This is a genomic window from Lutibaculum baratangense AMV1 (assembly GCF_000496075.1).
GTDB lineage: Bacteria > Pseudomonadota > Alphaproteobacteria > Rhizobiales > Tepidamorphaceae > Lutibaculum > Lutibaculum baratangense.
On record NZ_AWXZ01000039.1, the window covers coordinates 60,943 to 80,071 of the forward strand.

A 19,129-nucleotide genomic window follows, 5' to 3' on the forward strand; every position below is an offset into this window, starting at 1 on the left:
GCGTCACCCGATCACCGACGAGATGCGCCCGACGCGGTCGACCTCGACGACGATCTCGTCGCCGGGCTTCATCCAGACCGGGGGCGTGCGGGCATAGCCCACGCCCGACGGGGTGCCGGTGGCGATGAGGTCGCCCGGCCGCAGCGTCATGAACTCGCTGACGATCGCGATCGAGCGCGCCACGGTGAAGATCATGTCGTCCGTGTTGGCGTCCTGCATGGTCTTGCCGTTCAGGATCGCGCGGACGCCGAGACCCGTCGCGCCGGACGGCACCTCGTCGGGCGTGACGATCTCGTCGCCGACGATGCCGGTGCCGTCGAAGTTCTTGCCGGGCGTCCACTGGCCGCCCTTCCGCTGATAGTCGCGCAGCGAGATGTCGTTGAAGACGCCGTAGCCGAACACGTGCTCGAGCGCCTTGTCCTCCGGGATCATGCGGCCGCCGCGTCCGATCACGATCAGGAGCTCGGCCTCGTAGTCGAGCTTGTCGCTGACCTCCGGAACCGGGACGCGCGCGCCGTTCGGCGCAAGCGAGGTGTCGATGCGGAAGAAGAAGGCCGGGTAGTCGGGCGGTTCGCGACCGCCCTCGCGGGCGTGCTCGGCATAGTTCAGCCCGATGCAGATGATGCGCGCGTCGGGTGCCGCCGGGATCGCGGGCTCGCGGACGCCGTCCACGGCGGCACCGGGGCGCAGCGTGCCGGCGGCGACCTCGTCCGCCAGCCGGCCGAACTCGACGGAGTCGCGGGGAAAGGCGCCGAGATCCCTCAGGCTTCCGTTCTCGACGACCCCGATGCGGGATTGCCCGTTCTTCCGATAGGCCGCCAGCCGCATCGGAGTCCTCCCCAGTTATTGTCGTTATAATCGGAAATTATCGACAGAATGGAGGGGGCGCAAGCCGTTTTGTGGCGAATACAAGTATTGCGCTGCAGCAAGTCCGGTGTTGCGTTCGCACATCCTCCATATATGTCTGTGGTATACCAGAAGATGGCCGAGACGGATCAAAGGTGTGGAGAGCATCGTCAGCCTCGCAGCTGCGGAAGGGGGGCACCATCGGATCGGGCGTGAGGTCCGGGACTCGCCGTCGCGGCATCCCTGGGCGAACGCGCAGCCGCTGACATGACGCAGCGGCATGTGCTACAGGAGGCTGTCGGGGGAACGTCGCGAGGACGATGGTGCCGCCCCAGATCCACATTCGCGTGCTCGGGGACTTCACGGTCGCGCGGTCGGGCGAGCCGCTCGCCCTGCCGCCGTCGAAGAAGACCCGCGCGCTCCTCGCCTATCTCGTCCTGCAGGACCGGCCTCAGCGGCGCGAGAGGCTGTGCGAGATCTTCTGGGACATTCCCGACGACCCGCGCGGGGCGCTCCGCTGGAGCCTCACGAAGCTGAGGCAACTCCTGGGGCCCGATCACGAGCAGATCATCGCGGCCGACCGCAACGCGGTCAGACTGCGGCGCGAGGAGCTGGACCTCGACGTCGCGCCGCTGCTCGGCCTGGCGCCGAAGGAGATCGATCTCTTCGACCCGGACGGGCTCGAGGATCTCGCCGGGCGGTTCCACGGCCCGTTCCTCGCCGACCTGTCGCTGCCCCGCTGTCCCGATTTCGAGGCATGGCGCACGGCGATGGCCGACGAGATGCAGATGCTTCACCTCCGCGTCCTGCGGCGCCTGCTCGAGCGGCTCGAGGGCGATCCGGTGCGGGCCCTTGCTCACGCGCACGCGCTGGCGGCGCTTTCGCCGGACGACGCGGAGGTGGCGGCGCAGGTCAGGCAACTGGCGGAGGCGGCACGGCTGGCGTCGCGGACGCTCGCGTCTTGGCTGCCGGCGCCCACCGAGGAGGCGGCGATCGCGCCGGGCCCGGGCGGCGCGGGCAGGGCGAGGCTCCGGCAGGAGATCCGCCGCTGCACCACCCGCGACGGCGTCGGCCTCGCCTATGCGCTCAGCGGCGAGGGGCCGCCCCTGGTCAAGGCCGCGAACTGGCTGTCCCATCTGGAGCACGAATGGGACAGCCCGGTCTGGCGCCACTGGATCGAGGGCCTCTCCGCCCGGCACACGCTCATCCGCTACGACGAGCGCGGCAACGGGCTGTCGGACTGGGACGTCGAGGATCTGGGGTTCGACGCGATGGTCGCCGACCTCGAGAGCATCGTCGATGCCGCGGGCCTCGGGCGCTTCTGGCTGCTCGGTGTCTCGCAGGGCTGCGCCATCTCGGTGGCCTACGCCGCGCGTCATCCCGAGCGCGTCGCCGGGCTCATCCTCTACGGCGGCTACGTCCGGGGCTGGCGCGCCCGCGGCGATTGCGAAGAGGTCGCCAAGCGCGAGGCGATGGCCACGCTGATGCGCCACGGCTGGGGCAGCGACGATCCGACCTTCCGCCAGATGTTCACGTCGCTCTTCGTGCCGGGCGCGACGCAGGAGCAGATGGACTGGTTCAACGAGTTGCAGCGGGCGACGGCCTCGACCGAGAATGCGCTCCGCCTGACCGACGCGTTCGGCGACATCGACGTCTCCCGGCAGCTCGCGCAGGTCGCCGCGCCGACGCTCGTCGTCCACGCCCGCGACGACCGCGTGGTGCCGGTCGGCTCGGGGCGCGCGCTCGCCGACGGCATTCCCGGCGCCCTCTTCGTCGAGCTCGAAAGCGCGAACCACATTCTCCTCGAGCACGAGCCGGCCTTCGCCAGGTTCCTCGACGAGGTGCAGCGATTTGTCGGCGAGGCACCGGTCGCCGCCGGGGAGGAGCCGCGCGGACCGCCGGCGCCGGTCCAGACGCGCCGCCAGGTGAGCGTCGTCGCGGCGGAGCTCGTCCAGACGGCGGCGGAGCTCGACGCCTCCGATCCGGAGCGCCTGATCGTGGAGGTGGAGCCGCTCCTGCACCGCGTGGCGACGGCCTTCGAGGCGCATCGCGGCAGCGTCTCGATCGGTTCGGACGGCGTCGTGACCGCCACGTTCGGCCTGAGGCCCGTCGTCGAGGAGCATGCGCACCTCGCCTGCCGGGCGGCGCTCGCCGCCGCGGCGGCCGTCGAGGCCGCGGCCGACGCCCCGCGCCTGCGGGCGGCGATCGCGACCGGCGACGTCGTCGTGCGGCGGGAGCCCGCGCGGGAGGGCGAGCCGGAGATGGTCGGTGCCCTGCCGCGCATCGCCGCGCGGCTGATGCGGGACACGGAGGATTCCGCGATCGTGCTGACCGCGCAGTGCCGCGCATCGGCGGGCGGTTACGTGCAGGCCGTGCCGATCCAGCCGTCGGGCGGGCCGCAGGGCTCCGGTCCCGCCCGCAGGCTCTACCAGCTCGTCGGGCTGAACCGCGCCCTGTCGCGATGGTATCTCAGGGCACATCAGGGACTGACGGATCTCGTGGGACGCGAGGGCGAGATGGCCCTCCTGCACACGGCCTGGCGGCGCGCCCGGGAGGGCCACGGCCAGGCGGTGGGCGTGATCGCCGATCCGGGCCTCGGAAAGTCGCGTCTCGTCCACGAGTTCATCGCGCGGCCGGAGGTCGCGCGCTTCTCCGTGATCGAGGGAGGCGCTCTGGAGTTCGAGGCGGATGTCGGCCTGAGTGTCGCGCGGAAGCTCGTGCGCTCCGCCATCGGGGTCGGCGACGAGGCGGACGAGGTGGCGGCGGAGCGCTTGCGGCGCCGGCAGCGCGAGCTCGATCTGCCGGAGACGCTGATGCCGCCCCTGCGCTATCTGCTCGGCCTGCCGGTCGCCGACCGCGGCTGGGACCGCCTGGACGCGGCCGACCGCGCCGCGCGCCTCGGCGAAGCCGTCCGCGTGCTGGTGTGCGAGATGAGCCGTCGCTCACCGCTCGTGCTCCTGATCGAGGACCTGCACTGGGTGGATGCCGGCAGCGCGGCCGTGCTCGACGCCCTCGCGCCGTCGGTCGCGCCGCACAGGATCCTCCTGCTCGCCACCTACCGGCCCGACCATCAGCCGGGGTGGAGCCGCCTCGGGCTCTTCCAGCAGCTTCGCCTCGAGCCGTTCGACACCGACGAGACGGCGGCCTTCCTCGACGTGCTGCTCGGCCGCGACGAGAGCCTCGCCCCGTTGAGGCAGCTCCTGGCCGCCCGGTCAGACCGGACGCCGCTCTTCCTCGAGGAGACGGTGCGGGCGCTAGCCGAGAGCGGGGCGATCGCGGGCACGCCGGGGCGGTACCGCGCGACGCGGGAGATCGTCGACGTCGCCGTCCCGGCGACGGTGCAGGCGATGATCGCCGCGCGCATCGCCCGCCTGCCGCGGCAGGATCAGGATCTGCTGCAGCTCGCCGCCGTCATCGGCAAGAACGTGCCCCTCGATCTGCTGCGGGCCCTGTCGCAGCTACCGGAGAGTGGCTTGCAGGACTGCATCGGACGGTTGAAGTCGCAGGAGTTCCTGTTCGAGCTGCAGAGCATCCCGACCGTCCACTACACCTTCAAGCACGCCTTCACGCACCGCGTCGCCTACGAAACGCTTCTCGCCCAGGACCGGAAGTCGCTGCATCTCGCCGTCCTGCGGGCGGTCGAACGACGCCATCGCGATGCGCCGGACGAACAGGTCGAGCGGCTCGCCGATCATGCGTTCCGTGGCGAGGCGTGGGCGGCGGCGGCGCGCTACCTTCTGGCCGCTGCCGACAGGGCGGTGGAGCGCTCGACCTACGACATCGCCGCCCGGCACCTCGACCGCGCGCAGGCGGCGCTCGAGGCGCTGCCCGAGAGCGCGGAGCGCCTGACGCTGGCGATCGACGCGAGCACGCGGCTGCGGCCGGTCTACGGGGTGATCGGCGCGCATGCCCACATTCAGGAGCCGCTGGAGAAGGCCCGCCGCTTCGCCGAGGAGCTCGGCGACCGGGAGAGGCTGTGCCAGATCCTGACGCACCAGAGTTACTTCCACTCCACCCACGGCCGCATGGAGGAGGCGATCGCGGCGGCCGCGCTGCTCCGCAGCGCCGCGCAGGCCGGCGGGCTCGACCCCCGGCACCTCTGCGAGGCCGACCTCGCCACGGCCCAGGCCCACCTGATGCGGGCGGATGCCGAGGCGGCCCTGCCGTTCCTCGAGCCGCACCGGGAGGACTTCCTGGGCGAGCGCCGGCACGAGCGCTTCGGCCAGCTCGGGACGCGCTCGGTCTGGTATTTCGGTCATCTCGCGCAGGCCCTCGCGACGCTCGGGCGGCTGAAGGAAGCCGACGTCGCCGCGGCCGAGGCCGTCGGCATCGCCGAGGAGCTTGCCCGCCCCATCGACATCCATGCCGCACACTATTTCAAGGGCCTGGTCGGAAACCTCAAAGGACCGGACGCGGAGGAGGTCGCGATCCTCCAGAGGCTCGCGAACGAGGATGCGGGCTCGGCCCGGTCCCTGCGTCCGTGGCTGCTCGCGACGCTCGGGCACGCGGAGTATGCGCTGGGCGACGACGACGCGGCCTGCCTCGCGCTCGAGGCCGCCATCGCCGCGGCCGGCCGTTTCGGCCTGCCGCAGTTCGACTGCTACGCCCGTTCCGTCCTCGGCTGTGCGCGGGCACGGAGCGGCCTGCCCGGCGCGCAGGCCGATCTGGCCCTCGCGCTCGAGCAGGCACGCGCGCTCGGCGACCGCTGGTCGGAAGTGCTGGCCCTGCGCGGTCTCGCAGATCTCGCGGACGGCGAGGCGAAGGTCGAGCTCCTGCGTGCGGCGCTGGCGATCTGCGAGCGCAGCGGCAACCTGCCCGAGACGGTCCGCACGCTGCGCGCGCTGGGCAGGGTCGAGGGCGATCTCGGGCACGAGGGCGCGGCCGACACGGCCGGCCGCGCCGAGATCCTGGGGCAACGCACCGGCATGCCGCTCGATCCGTTCCCCGCCTTCACGCCGCCTCCCGCCGCGGCACCTCGGGAAGAGCCTGCGCCTCACCCGGATCGACCGGGATGAAGCGCGGCCGCGCCCGTCCGCGCAGGACGGTGTCGGCAATCTCCTCCCGCCTGAGGCCGATGTCCCGGAGGAGGTACTCCGGCATCGATTCCAGGGCGCGCCGGTCTCGGGCGACGGCCATGCGCCAGCGCAGCCACGCGACGGCGCCGAGAAGCCCCCGGGCGTTCGTGGGGCGCCGCCTTGCCGCGACGTGCGGGGCGCGCAGCGGGTGAATCGTCGTGGTCATCTCGATGTCTCCATGTTCCGACGCGACCTGCGTCTGTCGGCCGGGAAACTGATGGGTCGACGTTGGCGCGAGCGTTTGATCCGACGAAGGAACAGTGTCAAAAAGCGGCATAACAATCCTCAAGTTGTTTAATATAGATATTTTCTGACAGGTACATTTATTTTTATATGGATTGAAATGTGAAGTAGAAATGCATGCGAAACTGGCACGAAACATTATTTCTGTTCTTGTGTGCCCATGAAACGTGTCATCCGTAACGAACAATGATTTTTCCCGTAACGGTCGTGTAGCGGGGCGAGACTAGCTTCTGCCAGCGAGGCGGTCGACTGGATGCCGCGATGAAAGGCAAGACCGCTTCGTTTCAACACGCACCACGGAGTGACCAAGATGAAGTACGTTCTCACCCTGGCGGCCGCGGTCGCCACCCTGGCCACCGCCGCTTCGGCGGAGACCGCCAGCAGCCGCTACGACGTGACGGATGCCCACCGCCTCAACTCGGTCGTGGCCATGGCGGGGGCGCCGATCCGCTCGACGACCGGCAGCGGCGACGGGATCGAGATCCTCGGTCCCGACGGCACGCCAGTCTCGGCTCCGGTCATTGACCGGTCCTGAGCCGACATCGCCCGGCACGGCCGGGCGATCCCTCGAAGCCGCGAGCCCCGGCAAGCGCCGAGGCTCGCGGCCTTGTGCGTATGGGACGCGGGCGGCGGGAGATGCGCCCGATATGTCCGCTCAGTACGGGTCGACCGACGGCGCGAAGACGTAGCCCACACCGCGCTCCGTGAGGATCACGCGCGGCTGGGCCGGATCGTCCCTGAGCTTGCGCCGGAGGCGCAGCACCTGGACGTCGATGCTGCGGTCGGCGATGTCCTCGTGGACCCGTGTCGCCTGAAGCAACTGCTCGCGCATCAACGGCCTCTGCGGCGACTGCAGGAAGGCCAGAAGCAGCGCGTATTCCCCCTTCGTGAGACCGACCGGCACCCCATCAGGATCCGTCAGGCGGCGCGTCCGCCGGTCGAGCTGCCAGCCCGAGAACCGGTAGCCGCCCCGCTCCCCCTCGCGGCGGCGCCCGGACCGCCCGAGCTCCTGCCGACGCAGGACCGCACGTCCCCTCGCCACGAGCTCGTGCAGGTTGAACGGTTTCGTCAGGTAGTCGTCGGCGCCGAGCTCGAGCCCCAGGACGCGGTCGAGATCGCCGCGGCGGTGTCCCGTCATGATGATGACGGGCACGTCCGACTGGCTGCGGATCTCCTTCAGGAGGTCGAGTCCGTTGTCGTCGCCGAGGTTGAGGTCGAGAAAGATCAGCGCGGGCTCGGGCCCCTTCAGCCGCTTGCGCAGCTCTCTCCGGCTCGACGCCACCACGGCCGGCAGGCCCTGGGTGTGCAGGAACTCCGTGAGCATCTCCCGCATGGCCTCGTCGTCTTCCACGACGAGATAGGGCGCGGTCGCTTCGACCGCGCGATCCGCCTGACCGGCGTGAGGCACGGGCATCTCCCGCATCCATCTCTCGTTCACGAGCTGGACCGATTGCATGACTGGCACTCCTCCGAATGTCCGGCGGCCGGCGCCTTCACGCTACGTGCACGCTGCCCGCCGGAACGCGGCCAGGCCGTCTCCGGACCGGGGACGGCCGTCTTCCGCGCCTCGCCCTAGAAGGGTGGCGTGGGGCTCTTCGTTGGATCGATCGTGGAAACGGCGCCGCCGGCTCTCGGCGCCGTTACGGCCTTGCCTCGAGGACCATGTTGAAGGGCGTCGCGATCGCCGTGCGCACGCGCGAGAAGCCGCCGTCCCGGAGGAGCGCGCCGAGCCGCGCGGGGCCGGCCTGTGCGCCGAGCGCGGCCCTGCCGTCCTGCCCCAGCGAGGCCGGCACGCAGACATTCGTCGACGCGGCGTAGAAGACCCGGCCGACCGGGTTCAGGTTGTCGGCCAGCCGGTCGCCGGCCTTCGGCTCGACCACCATGAGCGTTCCGTCCTCCGAGAGCGCCGCCCGGATATGGGATACGGCGCCGAGCGGGTCGCCCATGTCGTGAAGCGCATCGAAGATCGCGACGAGGTCGAAGCCCGTGCCGGGGAAGTCCTGCGCCCTGGCGACCTCGAAGCGGAGGTTCGGTGCCCGGTACTTCGCCCCGGCCTCCAGGATGGACGGCTCGTGGAAGTCGTATCCGACGAACTCGGAGTTCGGGAAGGCCTCCGCCATGATCGCCGTCGAGGCGCCGTGACCGCACCCGATATCGGCGACGCGGATGCCGCGCTCGAGCTTCTCCGTGACGCCGTCGAGCGCGGGAAGCCATTCGGCCACGAGGTGGCCCTTGTAGCCCGGGCGGAAGAAGCGCTCGGTGCCGCAGAAGAGGCAGTTGCAGTGCTCGCCCCAGCCGACGCCTTCGCCCGTCGTGAAGGCCGCCGCCAGCCGCGGCTCGCCGGCATAGACGGCGGACAGGGCCTGGAAGCCTCCCGCCAGGTAGGTGGAGCTCTCCTCGTCCGCGAAGACGGCGACCTGCTCGGGCGTCATGAAGAAGCGGTCGGTCGTCTCGTCGTAGCCGACGAAGCCCGAGGCCGCCTGGGCGCAGGCCCACTCGCGCACATAGCGCTCGTACGCGCCGGTTCGCGCCGCGAGCCCGGCCGCGCTCAGCGGCTCCCGGCTCTCCGCGAGCGCGCGGTAGAGCCCGACCTTCTCGCCGATGATCACGAGCGTGGCGTTGTGCGCCGCGCCGATCTCGTTGAGCACCGTGCCCATGAGGGCGTTCAGCCGTCCTTCGTCGAGGGAAGCCGTCGTGTGGATGTTCATGCTCGTCTCCCGTGAGAGCGATGCGCGGGAGCCCCGCGTCCCGCGCCGCTCCTTCATGTTGCTTCCGGCAGCTGCCACCATCGGCGTGCGCCCCGGAGGGGAGATCGGCCCCGGGCGTTGGCCCGAGCGTTGGTGCCTGCAGGGTAATCGCCCGCATGGATATGTGCGCCGCCCGTTCCGCTCGGCTATCATGACCACCCCCGCCTTGGGGGACCCGGCGCAGCGGCCGCGTTCGAACGGCCTGACGAAGCGGGCGACCGGCGGGCGCGAGACCCCGGGGGATGGCCATGAAGCCGGTCGCCTTCGCACTGTCGGCGTGGCTCGCCGCCATCGGGGCAGCGATGGCGGATGCGGACGATGTCGTCGGCGAACTGCTCCTGAAGATGCGGCTGTGCCGCTCCGTCGAGCGCCCCGATCAGCGGCTTGCATGTTTCGAGAAGCTCGCGGGGAGCGTTCGCGCTGGCCGGCACGCGGAGCGTCCCGTGCCCGGCGGAGACTCGGCGTCCCGAGGCGACGGCGGGACCGCCGGCGAGCGGGCGGCCGTGCCCCCCGGCGACCGCCCGTGACGGGCGTGCTTTCTCCACGCCCGCTCCGGGATGGCCGGTGGTGACCCGGATGTCGAAAGCGGGCCGAGGGCGCCGGCAGGGTGGGCCGCCCGGCGCGAGGGAACCCGTGGCAGTTCCCTCAGGGCCGGGTGGCGGACAGGCGCCGCAAGCGCGAGGCGGAGAGGTGGATGAGCTCCAGGTCCTCCGAGATCGACCGCATGAACCCGTCGTCGAGCTTTCCAGCCCCTGCCGCGACGAGGGTCGCCTCGACCTCCTCGCGCAGCCGCGGATCGGGAACGCCCGCCCGGGCGATCCGGGAGAGAAGGTCGAGGAGGGGCTCGTAGGCGTTGCACGCGGCGACGGCGAAGGCCATGTCGGCATGGCTCGTCTCGTCCTCCCCGAACCGGCCGGGATGCGCATCGATGATGCGGACGCCGGCGCCGTCGCGGATCGAGTTGCTGATCGGGGACAGATGCCACGGGGTGGGGGAGTGCAACATCATCAGCCTCGCAGAGGCCACCACGGCCTGAACAGTCGAACCTGCATCCCGCCCGGGCCCCAGACGTGCCGGCGATCGGTCTGCCGGACCCGCACCCGGTGGCGAAGGCATCATGTTCGACGGACGGTGCTCATCTCAGGGCTGCCGACGGTTCTCCGCCGCCCGCTCCCGCACAGAGCGCTTGCGGGAGCATCCGCCACTATACATCCCCCTGCCGGAAGGCGGGCCATACCTCAAAACGGTCTACCCCCTGAGGCCTGAAGACGGTCGCCGCGGCCGCCGGAGAAGGCTTCGCCGCCGGCGTCCGCAGACGGCTCTCCTGCGCGGAGGGAAGGTCGTCAGGCGGCCTTCGGGGGGTCCTGGCGGGTCCCGTGAGCCACGATGGTCAGGGCGTCCTCGGGGACCGGCCGTTGCAGCTCTCGCGCCTCCTCCCACTCGGCCCGCATCCAGACGTCCAACTCTTCGGACGTCGTGAGAATGACAGGCATCGACTCCGGATGGATGGTGGCGACGACGCCGTTCGCGCGGGTGCTGAGCACCGCGTAGAGCCGCTCGCCGCCGGGGTCGGTCCGTCCCCGGCCCAGCGGGCCGTGCCAGGTCGTCCAGATCCCGGCGAACGCGAAAATCGGCCTGCTCTCGTTCAGGGCGAACCAGTAAGATGTCCTGCGGGGCCTCGTGTTCCTGTATTCGCAGAAGGAGGTGGCGGGCACGAGGCAGCGACAGGAGGGCCCCAGCCACCGTTGCCAGTGCGGATGACGCGTATCGCGCACGTCGGTCATGGCTCTTCCGCCAAAGGCCTTCGGCCCGGGCATCCCCCACCGCATCAGCACGACCTTCCTGTCATGATCCGCATTGTGGACGACCGGTGCCTGCGACAGCCTCGATATGGACGTCAGGGGCAGGGGGATGAGCGCCACCTCGGGAACAGCCTCCGTGAAGGATAGGACTGCTCGGTAGTCCTTCGCCAGGCTATAGAGGTTTGTCATGGTTCCAGCCGTGGAACTGCGCCCGGCAGATAGTATGTATCCGTATGGGGACAGGTATCGCTCTTCCGGTCGATACAGGCGGGGTGACCAGCGCCCGGCGACGAGCCACCGGCAAAGGCAAGATGCCGTGGCGCCCAAGTGAGACGGGTAGGGGCGAACGCCCCACCCGGAGATCGGCTAGTGGTGCTCGGACAGGTCCTGCATGATCTCGCCGAATATCTTGTCGGCGAACAGGATCGCCGCGCGGGTCGTCTCGCCGGACAGTCCTGCCGTCTCGAGGCGCACCAACTCCCGCATCTGCTCCATGAGGGCGCGCGCGACCGAGCGGTCCTCATCGTCCCGCAGGCTTGCAAGATAGAGACTCAGCGAAGTCGCGGATATGACCTCGAGAGCCAGAATCCGTCCTTCGATCTCATCTGTTGTCACGTTCGTGCTCTGCCGCCTGTCTGTTCGCGCGCCCGCTGCGACGGGACTGCATGTAAACCCAGATATCATTTCAGACGACGATTTCTATATGGAATTAAGTAATAAAAGTAACACAAGATATATAGCTAACAAACACCAAGAAAAAGTATCCTTGAAATAAACATTGGTAAAATAAGTTTCAGGTTTCAGCAATAGGTCAATCGAGCGAGGGGGCGATGTAGCGCCTTCGATCTATCGGCCATCTCCTCCGGCGCAAGGTACGATGGCGACGATCGATGCCTTCCCCTTCAACGCCGAGGCCACCATGCGCCGGACACCGGAGAGTCGCGAAACCAATCTTGCCGTCAGTATCGCGCCAGGATGGGTATGGGCGGCGAACTTCATCGAGGCGGCACGTGTTTCCCATCCTGCGGAGGATGCGGCGGCATCGCCGGCGGAAGGCGATCTCGCGACATCGAAGCGAGCTTCGTCCGGGCTGCCGGACGTGCCACCGCAATCGCATCAGGCGGCAGGTCCCCTCCGTTTCGGCCCGGACGCGGCGGGGGCTCTGCTCAACGACCTGCAATCGGTCCCGGTCGCGGTGCAGTCGCCGACGAGCATCGTGCCGGGCAGGCGGGACTTGCACGAGGTTCTGCCGCAGTCGTCTTCCGCCGTCGTCGGTCCGGCCGCTGATCCGGTCACAAGCGTGACGCCGGCTGCGATGTTCACCATTCCCATGCCGGCCATCGGGGACGAGGCTATGGCGCGCGATGCCGTGGCGCCGCAGACGGAAGGCGCGGAGAGCGGCGCCGGGCCGGTGGCGGCCGCCGGACCGAACAAGATCGTGCTCGAGAACCAGAAGCAGGGAAACCCGGAAAGCGAATGGGGTCTCGTCGACGGTATCGGAAACAACAATATACAGGGCTTCGCGACGGAAGTCAGCGTCAATATCGGAGAGTCTATAGACTTCAAGATCGCGACGAATTCGACGGATTACCGCATCGACATCTACCGTCTCGGCTATTACGGCGGCGACGGCGCGCGGAAGATCGACACGATACAGCGCAATCTGTCGTCGCCGCAGGTGCAGCCTCATCCCATCGTCGACTACGACATCGGGCTGATCGACGCCGGCAACTGGGATGTGTCGGCCAGCTGGGAAGTGCCGGAGGATGCGGTGTCCGGCATCTACCTGGCGAAGCTCGTTCGTCAGGACGGGACCGAGGGCGCCAACTGGATCCCGTTCGTCGTGCGCGACGACGCCGCAGCGAGCGACATCGTCTTCCAGACCTCGGACACGACATGGCAGGCGTACAACGCATGGGGCGGGGCCAGCCTCTACTACGGCGAGGTCCCGACGAACCCCGAGGACATGATGAGCTACCTGCCGCCGAACTGCAGTTGCGGCTTGACGGCGATCGGCAGGGCGTATGCCGTCAGCTTCAACCGCCCCTACATCACGACGAGCAGTCCTTCCGGCGGCGCGTGGGACTTCATCTTCGGTGCCGAGTATCCCGCCCTCTACTGGCTCGAGCAGAACGGCTACGATATTTCCTACATCTCAGGCGTCGACACGTCCCGGTCGGGCGAGATGCTGCTCAATCACAAGGCGTTCTTGTCGGTCGGCCATGACGAGTACTGGTCTGGAGAGCAGCGGGCGAATGTCGAGGCGGCTCGCGACGCGGGGGTCAACCTGGCGTTCTGGAGCGGGAACGAGGTCTACTGGAAAGTCCGCTGGGAGACGAGCATCGACGGCAACGGGACGCCGTACCGCACCATGGTCTGCTACAAGGAGACCTGGGCTCACACGGACATCGATCCGAGCGACATCAACACGGGAACCTGGCGCGATCCGCGTTTCGCCGACCCGGGGCAGGAGCCGGAGAACTCCCTCACCGGGACGATGTTCACCGTGGACAGCTACCGGCTCGACACGATCAGCATTCCCTACGAGATGTCGCAGTTCCGGTTCTGGCGGAACACCGACGTCGCCAATCTCGCGCCGGGGCAGACCGCGACGCTCGTTCCCAACCTGCTGGGCTACGAGTGGGATTCGGACGTCGACAACGGCTTCCGCCCGGCCGGCCTGATCAACCTGTCGCTCTCGACGGTTTCGGTCGACACGTATCTTCGCGACTACGGCACGTCGATCGGGCCGAACGTCGTCGATCACAGCCTGACGATGTACCGCGCCGAGAGCGGCGCCCTCGTGTTCGGCGCGGGCACCGTCTACTGGTCGTGGGGGCTGTCGGACCGGCACGACGCCGAGCCGACGCCGACGGATCCGAACGTTCAGCAGGCCATGGTCAACATGTTCGCCGACATGGGGATCCAGCCCGAAACACTGATGGCGAGCCTGGTCCTCGCCACCGGGACCACCGACAATTCGGCCCCGACCTCGACGATCACGTCTCCCCTGGGAGGGACCAGCCTCGTCGAAGGCCAGAAGATCACGATCACCGGCACGGCTGCCGACGTCGGCGGCCTCGTGGCGGGCGTGGAGGTGTCGACGAATGGCGGCCAAACCTGGCACAAGGCGTCGGGTCGCGAGACGTGGAGCTACACCTGGGTGGCGCAGGCCGCCGGTACCTACACGATATTGTCCCGTGCCGCCGACGACAGCCTCAATCTCGAAAGTCCAACGAGCTCGGCCCAGGTGACCGTCAACCTGCCGGACACCGCGAGCCTGTGGACGCTTGCGGCACAGCCGGCCCAGTCGACCGTCCTGGATCGCGACCCGGTCTCTCTCGGCGTGCGCTTCCAGGCATCGACCTCCGGGCAGATAACGGGAATCCGGTTCTACAAGGAATTCTACAATATCGGGGCGCACGAGGTCAGCCTGTGGACCGCTGACGGCCAGCTCCTCGGAACGGCCAATTCGGTGGACGAGACCTTGCAGGGATGGCAGGTCGTCGAGTTCAGCGACCCGATAAACATCGCCTCGGGCGTCCAGTATGTCGCCGCGTATCACACGAACGGGTTCTACTCCAGCACGTCGAATTACTTCTCGACGTCGTACAGCAGCGGGCTTCTGAGCACCCCGGTGGCGGCGGGCGTCTACGGCTACGGGCCGGCGGGGACGTTCCCGACCGGCGTGTACAACAACGAGAACTACTGGGTCGACGTCGTCTTCTCCCCCGACGAGGTGCCCTCGAACACGCCGCCGGTCGCCGTCAACGACGGACCTTTCGTGGGCCAGCAGAACCAGCCGCTGACGATCCAGGGGACCGCGCTCACCGCGAACGACAGCGATCCGAACGGAGACCCCTTCTCGATCACGTCGGTCAGTGGCGCCGTGAACGGCATCGTGTCGCTGAACGTCCAGACGAACACGATCACCTTCACGCCGGCGACGGGTCACCTCGGGCCCGCCTCGTTCAACTACACGATCACCGACGCTTTCGGCGGCACGGCTACAGCTACGGTCAACCTCACCATCAACGCACCGGCTCCGAACCTCGACCCCGTTGCCGGGGACGACGATGGCTTCACCATCGCCTCGGGCAAGACCCTCGCGGTCACTTTGCCGACCCTTCTGATGAACGATGTCGACGGTGACGGCGACACGCTGTCGGTCGCCTCCGTGGGTGGCGCGGTCAACGGCACGGTGGCCATGGATGTCGCGTCGGGCACGGTGCGGTTCACGCCCACCGCAGGGTATAGCGGCGCTGCGAGCTTCACGTACAGCATCAGCGACGGCCGGGGCGGCACCGACACCGGGGCAGTCAGCCTCGTGGTCAACGAGGAGGGCGTCGGCCTCACACTGTTCGATGACGTGCAGGGGCCTTCGGGAGGCCCCAGTTCGGACGGCGTGGCGCTCGAACTCGGCGTGAAGTTCGTCGCCTCGGAGGCCGGCGCGGTGACCGGCATCCGCTACTACAAGACCGAGGGCGACACGGGACCGCATTCGGCGACGCTATGGACGTCTGCGGGCGTCGCGCTGGCCACGACCACGACGCTCGCCAACCCGGTCGCGAGTGGCTGGCAGACCTTCTCGTTCGCAGCACCGATCAGTCTGGTGCCAGGCGAAACCTACGTCGCGAGCTACCATACGCAAGGGATCTATTCAGGCTCGGCCAACTACTTCACGTCCGCGGTGACGAACGGCCCTCTCACCGCCCCCTCGAGTGGGGCATCGGGCGGCAACGGCGTCTATGCCGTGGGGGCCTCGCAGTTTCCCACGAGCACCTACCAGGCCGGCAACTACTGGGTGGATGTCGTCTTCGACCGTGCGGTGAACGGAGCGCCCGTTGCCGTGGCGGACGGGCCTTTCTCGGGTTCTCAGGACCAGCCGCTGGTCATCGCCGTCTCGACACTGATGGCGAACGACAGCGATCCGGACGGTCACGCCTTCTCGGTCACGGCCGTCGGCAACGCCCAGAACGGAACGGTCTCGCTCAACACCGCCACGGGCCAGGTCACGTTCACACCGACCGCGGGCTACGCCGGGGCGGCCGGATTCTCCTACACGATCACCGACAGCCTCGGAGCGACGGCGGTGGCCGACGTCGCGCTCACGATCAACCCCCCGGCGCCCAACGTCCCGCCGAGCGCCGTGGATGATGGCGGGTTCACGGGCCAGCAGGACCAGCCGATCGTGATCTCGGCGACGACCCTGCTGGCCAACGACACCGATGCGGACGGCGATCCCCTCGTGATCCAGAGCGTCGGCGGCGGCGTCAACGGCGTCGCGTCCTTCGATCTCCTCTCGGGCCTCGTTACCTTCACGCCCGATGCGGGACACGCGGGTCCCGCCTCCTTCTCGTACACGATCTCCGACGGGTGGGGAGGGACGGACACGGCCACCGTCAACCTCACCTTCCAGGCTTCGGACGGTGTGATCGGGCTCTTCGCTCCCGGCGCCGCGCCAGGCTCCTCGGCGTCCTCGGACCCGGGCTCGGTCGAGCTCGGCATGCGGTTCGTGTCCTCGCAGAGCGGGCAGATCACGGGGATCCGATATTACAAGAGCGTACAGGATGTCGGGACCCACACCGGTGCGCTCTGGACCAGCACCGGCACCCTTCTGGCGACCGGAACCTTCACGAACGAGACGGCCTCCGGGTGGCAGACGCTGACCTTCTCCGACCCGGTGAGCGTCACCGCCGGCACGACCTACGTGGCAAGCTACCATTCCAACGGCCGCTACTACGCCGATGCGGGATACTTCTCGACGAGCCGCTCGAACGGCCCGCTCACCGCACCGGCCGGTGCCAACGGTGTCTATCGGTATGGGACGGGCACGGTTTTCCCGAACGCCTCCTACAATTCCTCCAACTACTGGGTCGACGTCCTCTTTGCACCCAGCGTGGGCAACCTGGCTCCGGTTGCGGCCGACGACAGCGGCTTCACCACCGCGCCGGGCACCGCGCTCGTGCTGCCGGCCTCCGCCCTCCTGATCAACGACACGGATCCCGATGGGGACACTCTGACGATCATCTCCGCCGGTGGGGCCGTGAACGGCAACGTCGCGTTCGATGCGCTGTCGAATACCGTGACCTTCACGCCGACGTCGGGCTACCAGGGGCCGGCGAGCTTCACATACACGATCTCGGACGGGAACGGCGGGAGCGACACTGCCAGCGTCTCGCTTTCGGTCCAGCCGGCTGCGGAGGCACAGAGCGTCTTCGCCGCCAGCGCCACTCCGGCTGTCGTCACGGTCAACGATGCGAGCCCGGTGGAACTCGGGATGAGGTTCCAGGCCGACGTCGCGGGTTCGATCACGGGGATCAGGTTCTACAAGGGGCCGAACAACACCGGCACCCACGAGGGCCATCTCTGGACGGCGACCGGCGGCCTGCTCGGTGCCGTGACCTTCACGAACGAGACCGCCAGTGGCTGGCAGACCGCGCTCTTCGACACGCCGATCGCCATCCAGGCCGACACGACCTACGTCGTCTCGTACCACTCGAACGGCTACTATTCCGCGACGGGCAACTTCTTCCAGTCGGACGTGGAACGTGGCGATCTGCGAGGCCTCGCATCCACCGCGCAGAACGGCAACGGGGTCTACGCCTACGGAGCGAGCGGCACGTTCCCGGAGAGCAGCTTCAACAGGACCAACTACTACGTCGACGTCCTCTTCGTTCCCACATTGGCCGCCTGAGCGGGGCGGGGACCATGGGGGAACACCGGGACGGCGGGTCGGGCGTGGCGGCGCAGGGGCGGGTGGTGCCGTGGCGCGGACTGCCCGGCCGGGCGGCGAGGCCAGCGTGGATGGCGGCCGGAGCGGGCCCAGCGCGCCGCGCGCGTGAACGGCTGCTTCCCGTGACGGTGCTGACGGGCTTTCTCGGCGCCGGCAAGACCACCCTCCTCAACCACGTGCTCGGCAACCGGCAGGGCAGGCGGGTGGCGGTGATCGTCAACGACATGAGCGAGGTCAACATCGACGCCGACCTCGTGCGAAGCGGCGAGGGCCACCTGTCGCACACGGACGAAGCGCTCGTGGAACTGTCCAACGGGTGCATCTGCTGCACGCTCCGCGAGGATCTTCTCAAGGAAGTGCGACGCCTCGCGGCGGAGGGCCGGTTCGACGCGCTCCTCATCGAGGGCACGGGGATCGCCGAGCCGCTGCCGATCGCCGCGACCTTTTCCTTCAGAGACGAGGTGGGCGCGTCACTGTCCGATCTGGTCCGGCTCGACACGATGGTCACGGTGGTCGATGCCACGAGCCTCCTTTCGGACTACGCGAGCGGAGACCTGCTGGCGTCGCGGGGTGAGGTGCGGGACGACGACGACACGCGCGGGATAGCGGATCTCCTGGTGGAGCAGATCGAGTTCGCCGACGTGATCGTCGTCAACAAGGTGTCGGACGTGACGCCGGATGCTCTCGTGCGACTTCGGCAGGTCATCGCCGCGCTCAATGCGGATGCCAGGGTGGTGGAGACCGACCACGGTCGCCTGCCGCTCGAAGCCGTTCTCGAGACCGGGCTCTACGACGAGGCGAAGTCCAAGACGCACCCGCTCTGGCACAAGGAGCTCCACGGGTGGCGAGACCACGTTCCCGAAACCGAGGAATACGGGATCTCGAGCTTCGTCTATCGCAACCGGCGCCCGTTTCACCCGGCCAGGCTCGGGGAGTTCCTCGCGCGGCAATGGCCCGGGCTGATCCGGGCGAAAGGACATTTCTGGATCGCCTCCAGCCCGGACACGGCGGGGATCATGTCCGTGGCCGGCGCCCAGAGCCGGGTCGAGAAGAAGGGCTACTGGTGGGCCGCCGTTCCTCGCGAGCGCTGGCCACGCTATCCGGCCTTCCGTCAGCTCATCGACCGGCACTGGCTCGCGCCGTGGGGAGATCGCCGCCAGGAGCTCGTCTTCATCGGCGTGAACCTGCCGGAAGCAGAGATCCGCCAGGCGCTCGACCGTTGCATCCTGTCTCCGGGCGAGGAGGCACCGGCGCGCCTGTTCGAGGGACCCTTCGCCGACTGGGGCCCCGACGGGGCGCCCATCCACCGCCACGCGCATCACGATGTTCATGAACACCCACGGGAGACCACGCCATGAGAGAAGAGCTTTTCGCCGACGGCATCGGAGAGATCACCGTGACCGGAGGCATCGTGCGCCTCGACCTCGTCAGCCTTTCGCCGGACGAGCGGGACGCCAACAACAACCCGAAGGCCGTGCTTCGGCAGAGGGTGATCATGCCCGTGGACGGCTTCGCGAACGCCGTCGACCTGATGCAGAAGGCCCTGGCGGGCCTCGTCGAGGCGGGGGCGGTGAGGCGATTGGCGGATGCCCGCCAGGACGAAGGGCGGGGGCATCGGCCCGTCGCGTCCGTGCAAGCCGTGCCGAGACCGGCGAACTCCTCCCCGAACTTCAGCTGAGC

General features: G+C 68.7%; 13 protein-coding genes. 6 read left to right on the plus strand and 7 right to left on the minus strand.

Annotated features, from left to right (window positions below; all coding sequences use genetic code 11):
- Positions 1-3 precede the first annotated feature (3 nt).
- Complete coding sequence (locus tag N177_RS14935) at positions 4-828, minus strand: fumarylacetoacetate hydrolase family protein (protein WP_023433211.1); 825 nt, start codon at positions 826-828, stop codon at positions 4-6.
- Positions 829-1,166: 338 nt separating this feature from the next.
- Between N177_RS14935 and N177_RS20700 the strand changes: the two genes are divergently transcribed.
- Positions 1,167-5,861 (plus strand): alpha/beta fold hydrolase, encoded by a 4,695-nt coding sequence (locus N177_RS20700; RefSeq protein WP_023433213.1) that lies wholly within the window; start codon positions 1,167-1,169, stop codon positions 5,859-5,861.
- On the opposite strand, the gene N177_RS21720 is transcribed toward N177_RS20700, so the two are convergent.
- Complete coding sequence (locus N177_RS21720; protein WP_040485920.1) at positions 5,797-6,087, minus strand: YjiS-like domain-containing protein; 291 nt, start codon at positions 6,085-6,087, stop codon at positions 5,797-5,799. The genes N177_RS20700 and N177_RS21720 overlap by 65 nt on opposite strands.
- 387 nt (positions 6,088-6,474) lie before the next feature.
- On the opposite strand from N177_RS21720, the gene N177_RS14950 reads away from it, so the two are divergent.
- On the plus strand, positions 6,475-6,699 hold the full coding sequence (locus N177_RS14950) for a hypothetical protein (RefSeq protein WP_023433215.1): 225 nt from the start codon (positions 6,475-6,477) through the stop codon (positions 6,697-6,699).
- Positions 6,700-6,819: 120 nt separating this feature from the next.
- Here N177_RS14950 and N177_RS14955 read toward each other — a convergent pair whose 3' ends face one another.
- Together N177_RS14955 and N177_RS14960 are read right to left on the minus strand one after the other, a co-directional pair.
- Positions 6,820-7,578, minus strand: coding sequence for a response regulator (locus tag N177_RS14955; protein ID WP_244444301.1), 759 nt, complete (start codon positions 7,576-7,578; stop codon positions 6,820-6,822).
- A gap of 226 nt (positions 7,579-7,804) precedes the next feature.
- The gene (locus N177_RS14960) at positions 7,805-8,872 is read right to left on the minus strand and encodes a class I SAM-dependent methyltransferase (RefSeq protein ID WP_023433217.1); all 1,068 of its coding nucleotides are present in this window, start codon (positions 8,870-8,872) and stop codon (positions 7,805-7,807) included.
- A 281-nt stretch (positions 8,873-9,153) separates the two neighbouring features.
- On the opposite strand from N177_RS14960, the gene N177_RS14965 reads away from it, so the two are divergent.
- Complete coding sequence (locus N177_RS14965; protein ID WP_040485922.1) at positions 9,154-9,438, plus strand: hypothetical protein; 285 nt, start codon at positions 9,154-9,156, stop codon at positions 9,436-9,438.
- Between the two features lie 118 nt (positions 9,439-9,556).
- On the opposite strand, the gene N177_RS14970 is transcribed toward N177_RS14965, so the two are convergent.
- From N177_RS14970 to N177_RS14980, 3 genes are all read right to left on the minus strand, one after another.
- Positions 9,557-9,919, minus strand: a complete 363-nt coding sequence (locus N177_RS14970) for a hypothetical protein (RefSeq protein WP_023433218.1) — start codon at positions 9,917-9,919, stop codon at positions 9,557-9,559.
- A 335-nt stretch (positions 9,920-10,254) separates the two neighbouring features.
- Positions 10,255-10,902 (minus strand): SOS response-associated peptidase, encoded by a 648-nt coding sequence (locus tag N177_RS14975; RefSeq protein WP_040485923.1) that lies wholly within the window; start codon positions 10,900-10,902, stop codon positions 10,255-10,257.
- A 177-nt stretch (positions 10,903-11,079) separates the two neighbouring features.
- Positions 11,080-11,328: a hypothetical protein gene (locus N177_RS14980; RefSeq protein ID WP_040485924.1), complete on the minus strand. Its 249-nt coding sequence runs from the start codon at positions 11,326-11,328 to the stop codon at positions 11,080-11,082.
- 262 nt (positions 11,329-11,590) lie between these two features.
- Here N177_RS14980 and N177_RS14985 point away from each other — a divergent pair, with 262 nt between their 5' ends.
- The 3 genes from N177_RS14985 to N177_RS14995 all read left to right on the plus strand — a co-directional run bounded on the left by N177_RS14985 (position 11,591) and on the right by N177_RS14995 (position 19,127).
- Positions 11,591-17,410, plus strand: a complete 5,820-nt coding sequence (locus tag N177_RS14985; RefSeq protein WP_023433221.1) for a DUF4082 domain-containing protein — start codon at positions 11,591-11,593, stop codon at positions 17,408-17,410.
- A gap of 110 nt (positions 17,411-17,520) precedes the next feature.
- The gene (locus tag N177_RS14990; RefSeq protein ID WP_023433222.1) at positions 17,521-18,807 is read left to right on the plus strand and encodes a GTP-binding protein; all 1,287 of its coding nucleotides are present in this window, start codon (positions 17,521-17,523) and stop codon (positions 18,805-18,807) included.
- The gene (locus N177_RS14995) at positions 18,804-19,127 is read left to right on the plus strand and encodes a hypothetical protein (protein WP_023433223.1); all 324 of its coding nucleotides are present in this window, start codon (positions 18,804-18,806) and stop codon (positions 19,125-19,127) included. Before N177_RS14990 ends, N177_RS14995 begins: the two co-directional genes overlap by 4 nt.
- Positions 19,128-19,129 lie beyond the last annotated feature (2 nt).

Coding starts and splice junctions, on each gene's coding strand:
- N177_RS14955 (WP_244444301.1), bottom strand. CDS start 7,578: ATGCCCGTGCCTCACGCCGGTCAGGCGGATCGCGCGGTCGAAGCGACC.
- N177_RS14965 (WP_040485922.1), top strand. CDS start 9,154: ATGGCCATGAAGCCGGTCGCCTTCGCACTGTCGGCGTGGCTCGCCGCC.
- N177_RS14975 (WP_040485923.1), bottom strand. CDS start 10,902: ATGACAAACCTCTATAGCCTGGCGAAGGACTACCGAGCAGTCCTATCC.
- N177_RS14935 (WP_023433211.1), bottom strand. CDS start 828: ATGCGGCTGGCGGCCTATCGGAAGAACGGGCAATCCCGCATCGGGGTC.
- N177_RS14990 (WP_023433222.1), top strand. CDS start 17,521: ATGGCGGCCGGAGCGGGCCCAGCGCGCCGCGCGCGTGAACGGCTGCTT.
- N177_RS14970 (WP_023433218.1), bottom strand. CDS start 9,919: ATGATGTTGCACTCCCCCACCCCGTGGCATCTGTCCCCGATCAGCAAC.
- N177_RS14960 (WP_023433217.1), bottom strand. CDS start 8,872: ATGAACATCCACACGACGGCTTCCCTCGACGAAGGACGGCTGAACGCC.
- N177_RS20700 (WP_023433213.1), top strand. CDS start 1,167: ATGGTGCCGCCCCAGATCCACATTCGCGTGCTCGGGGACTTCACGGTC.
- N177_RS14950 (WP_023433215.1), top strand. CDS start 6,475: ATGAAGTACGTTCTCACCCTGGCGGCCGCGGTCGCCACCCTGGCCACC.
- N177_RS14985 (WP_023433221.1), top strand. CDS start 11,591: ATGGCGACGATCGATGCCTTCCCCTTCAACGCCGAGGCCACCATGCGC.
- N177_RS14995 (WP_023433223.1), top strand. CDS start 18,804: ATGAGAGAAGAGCTTTTCGCCGACGGCATCGGAGAGATCACCGTGACC.
- N177_RS21720 (WP_040485920.1), bottom strand. CDS start 6,087: ATGACCACGACGATTCACCCGCTGCGCGCCCCGCACGTCGCGGCAAGG.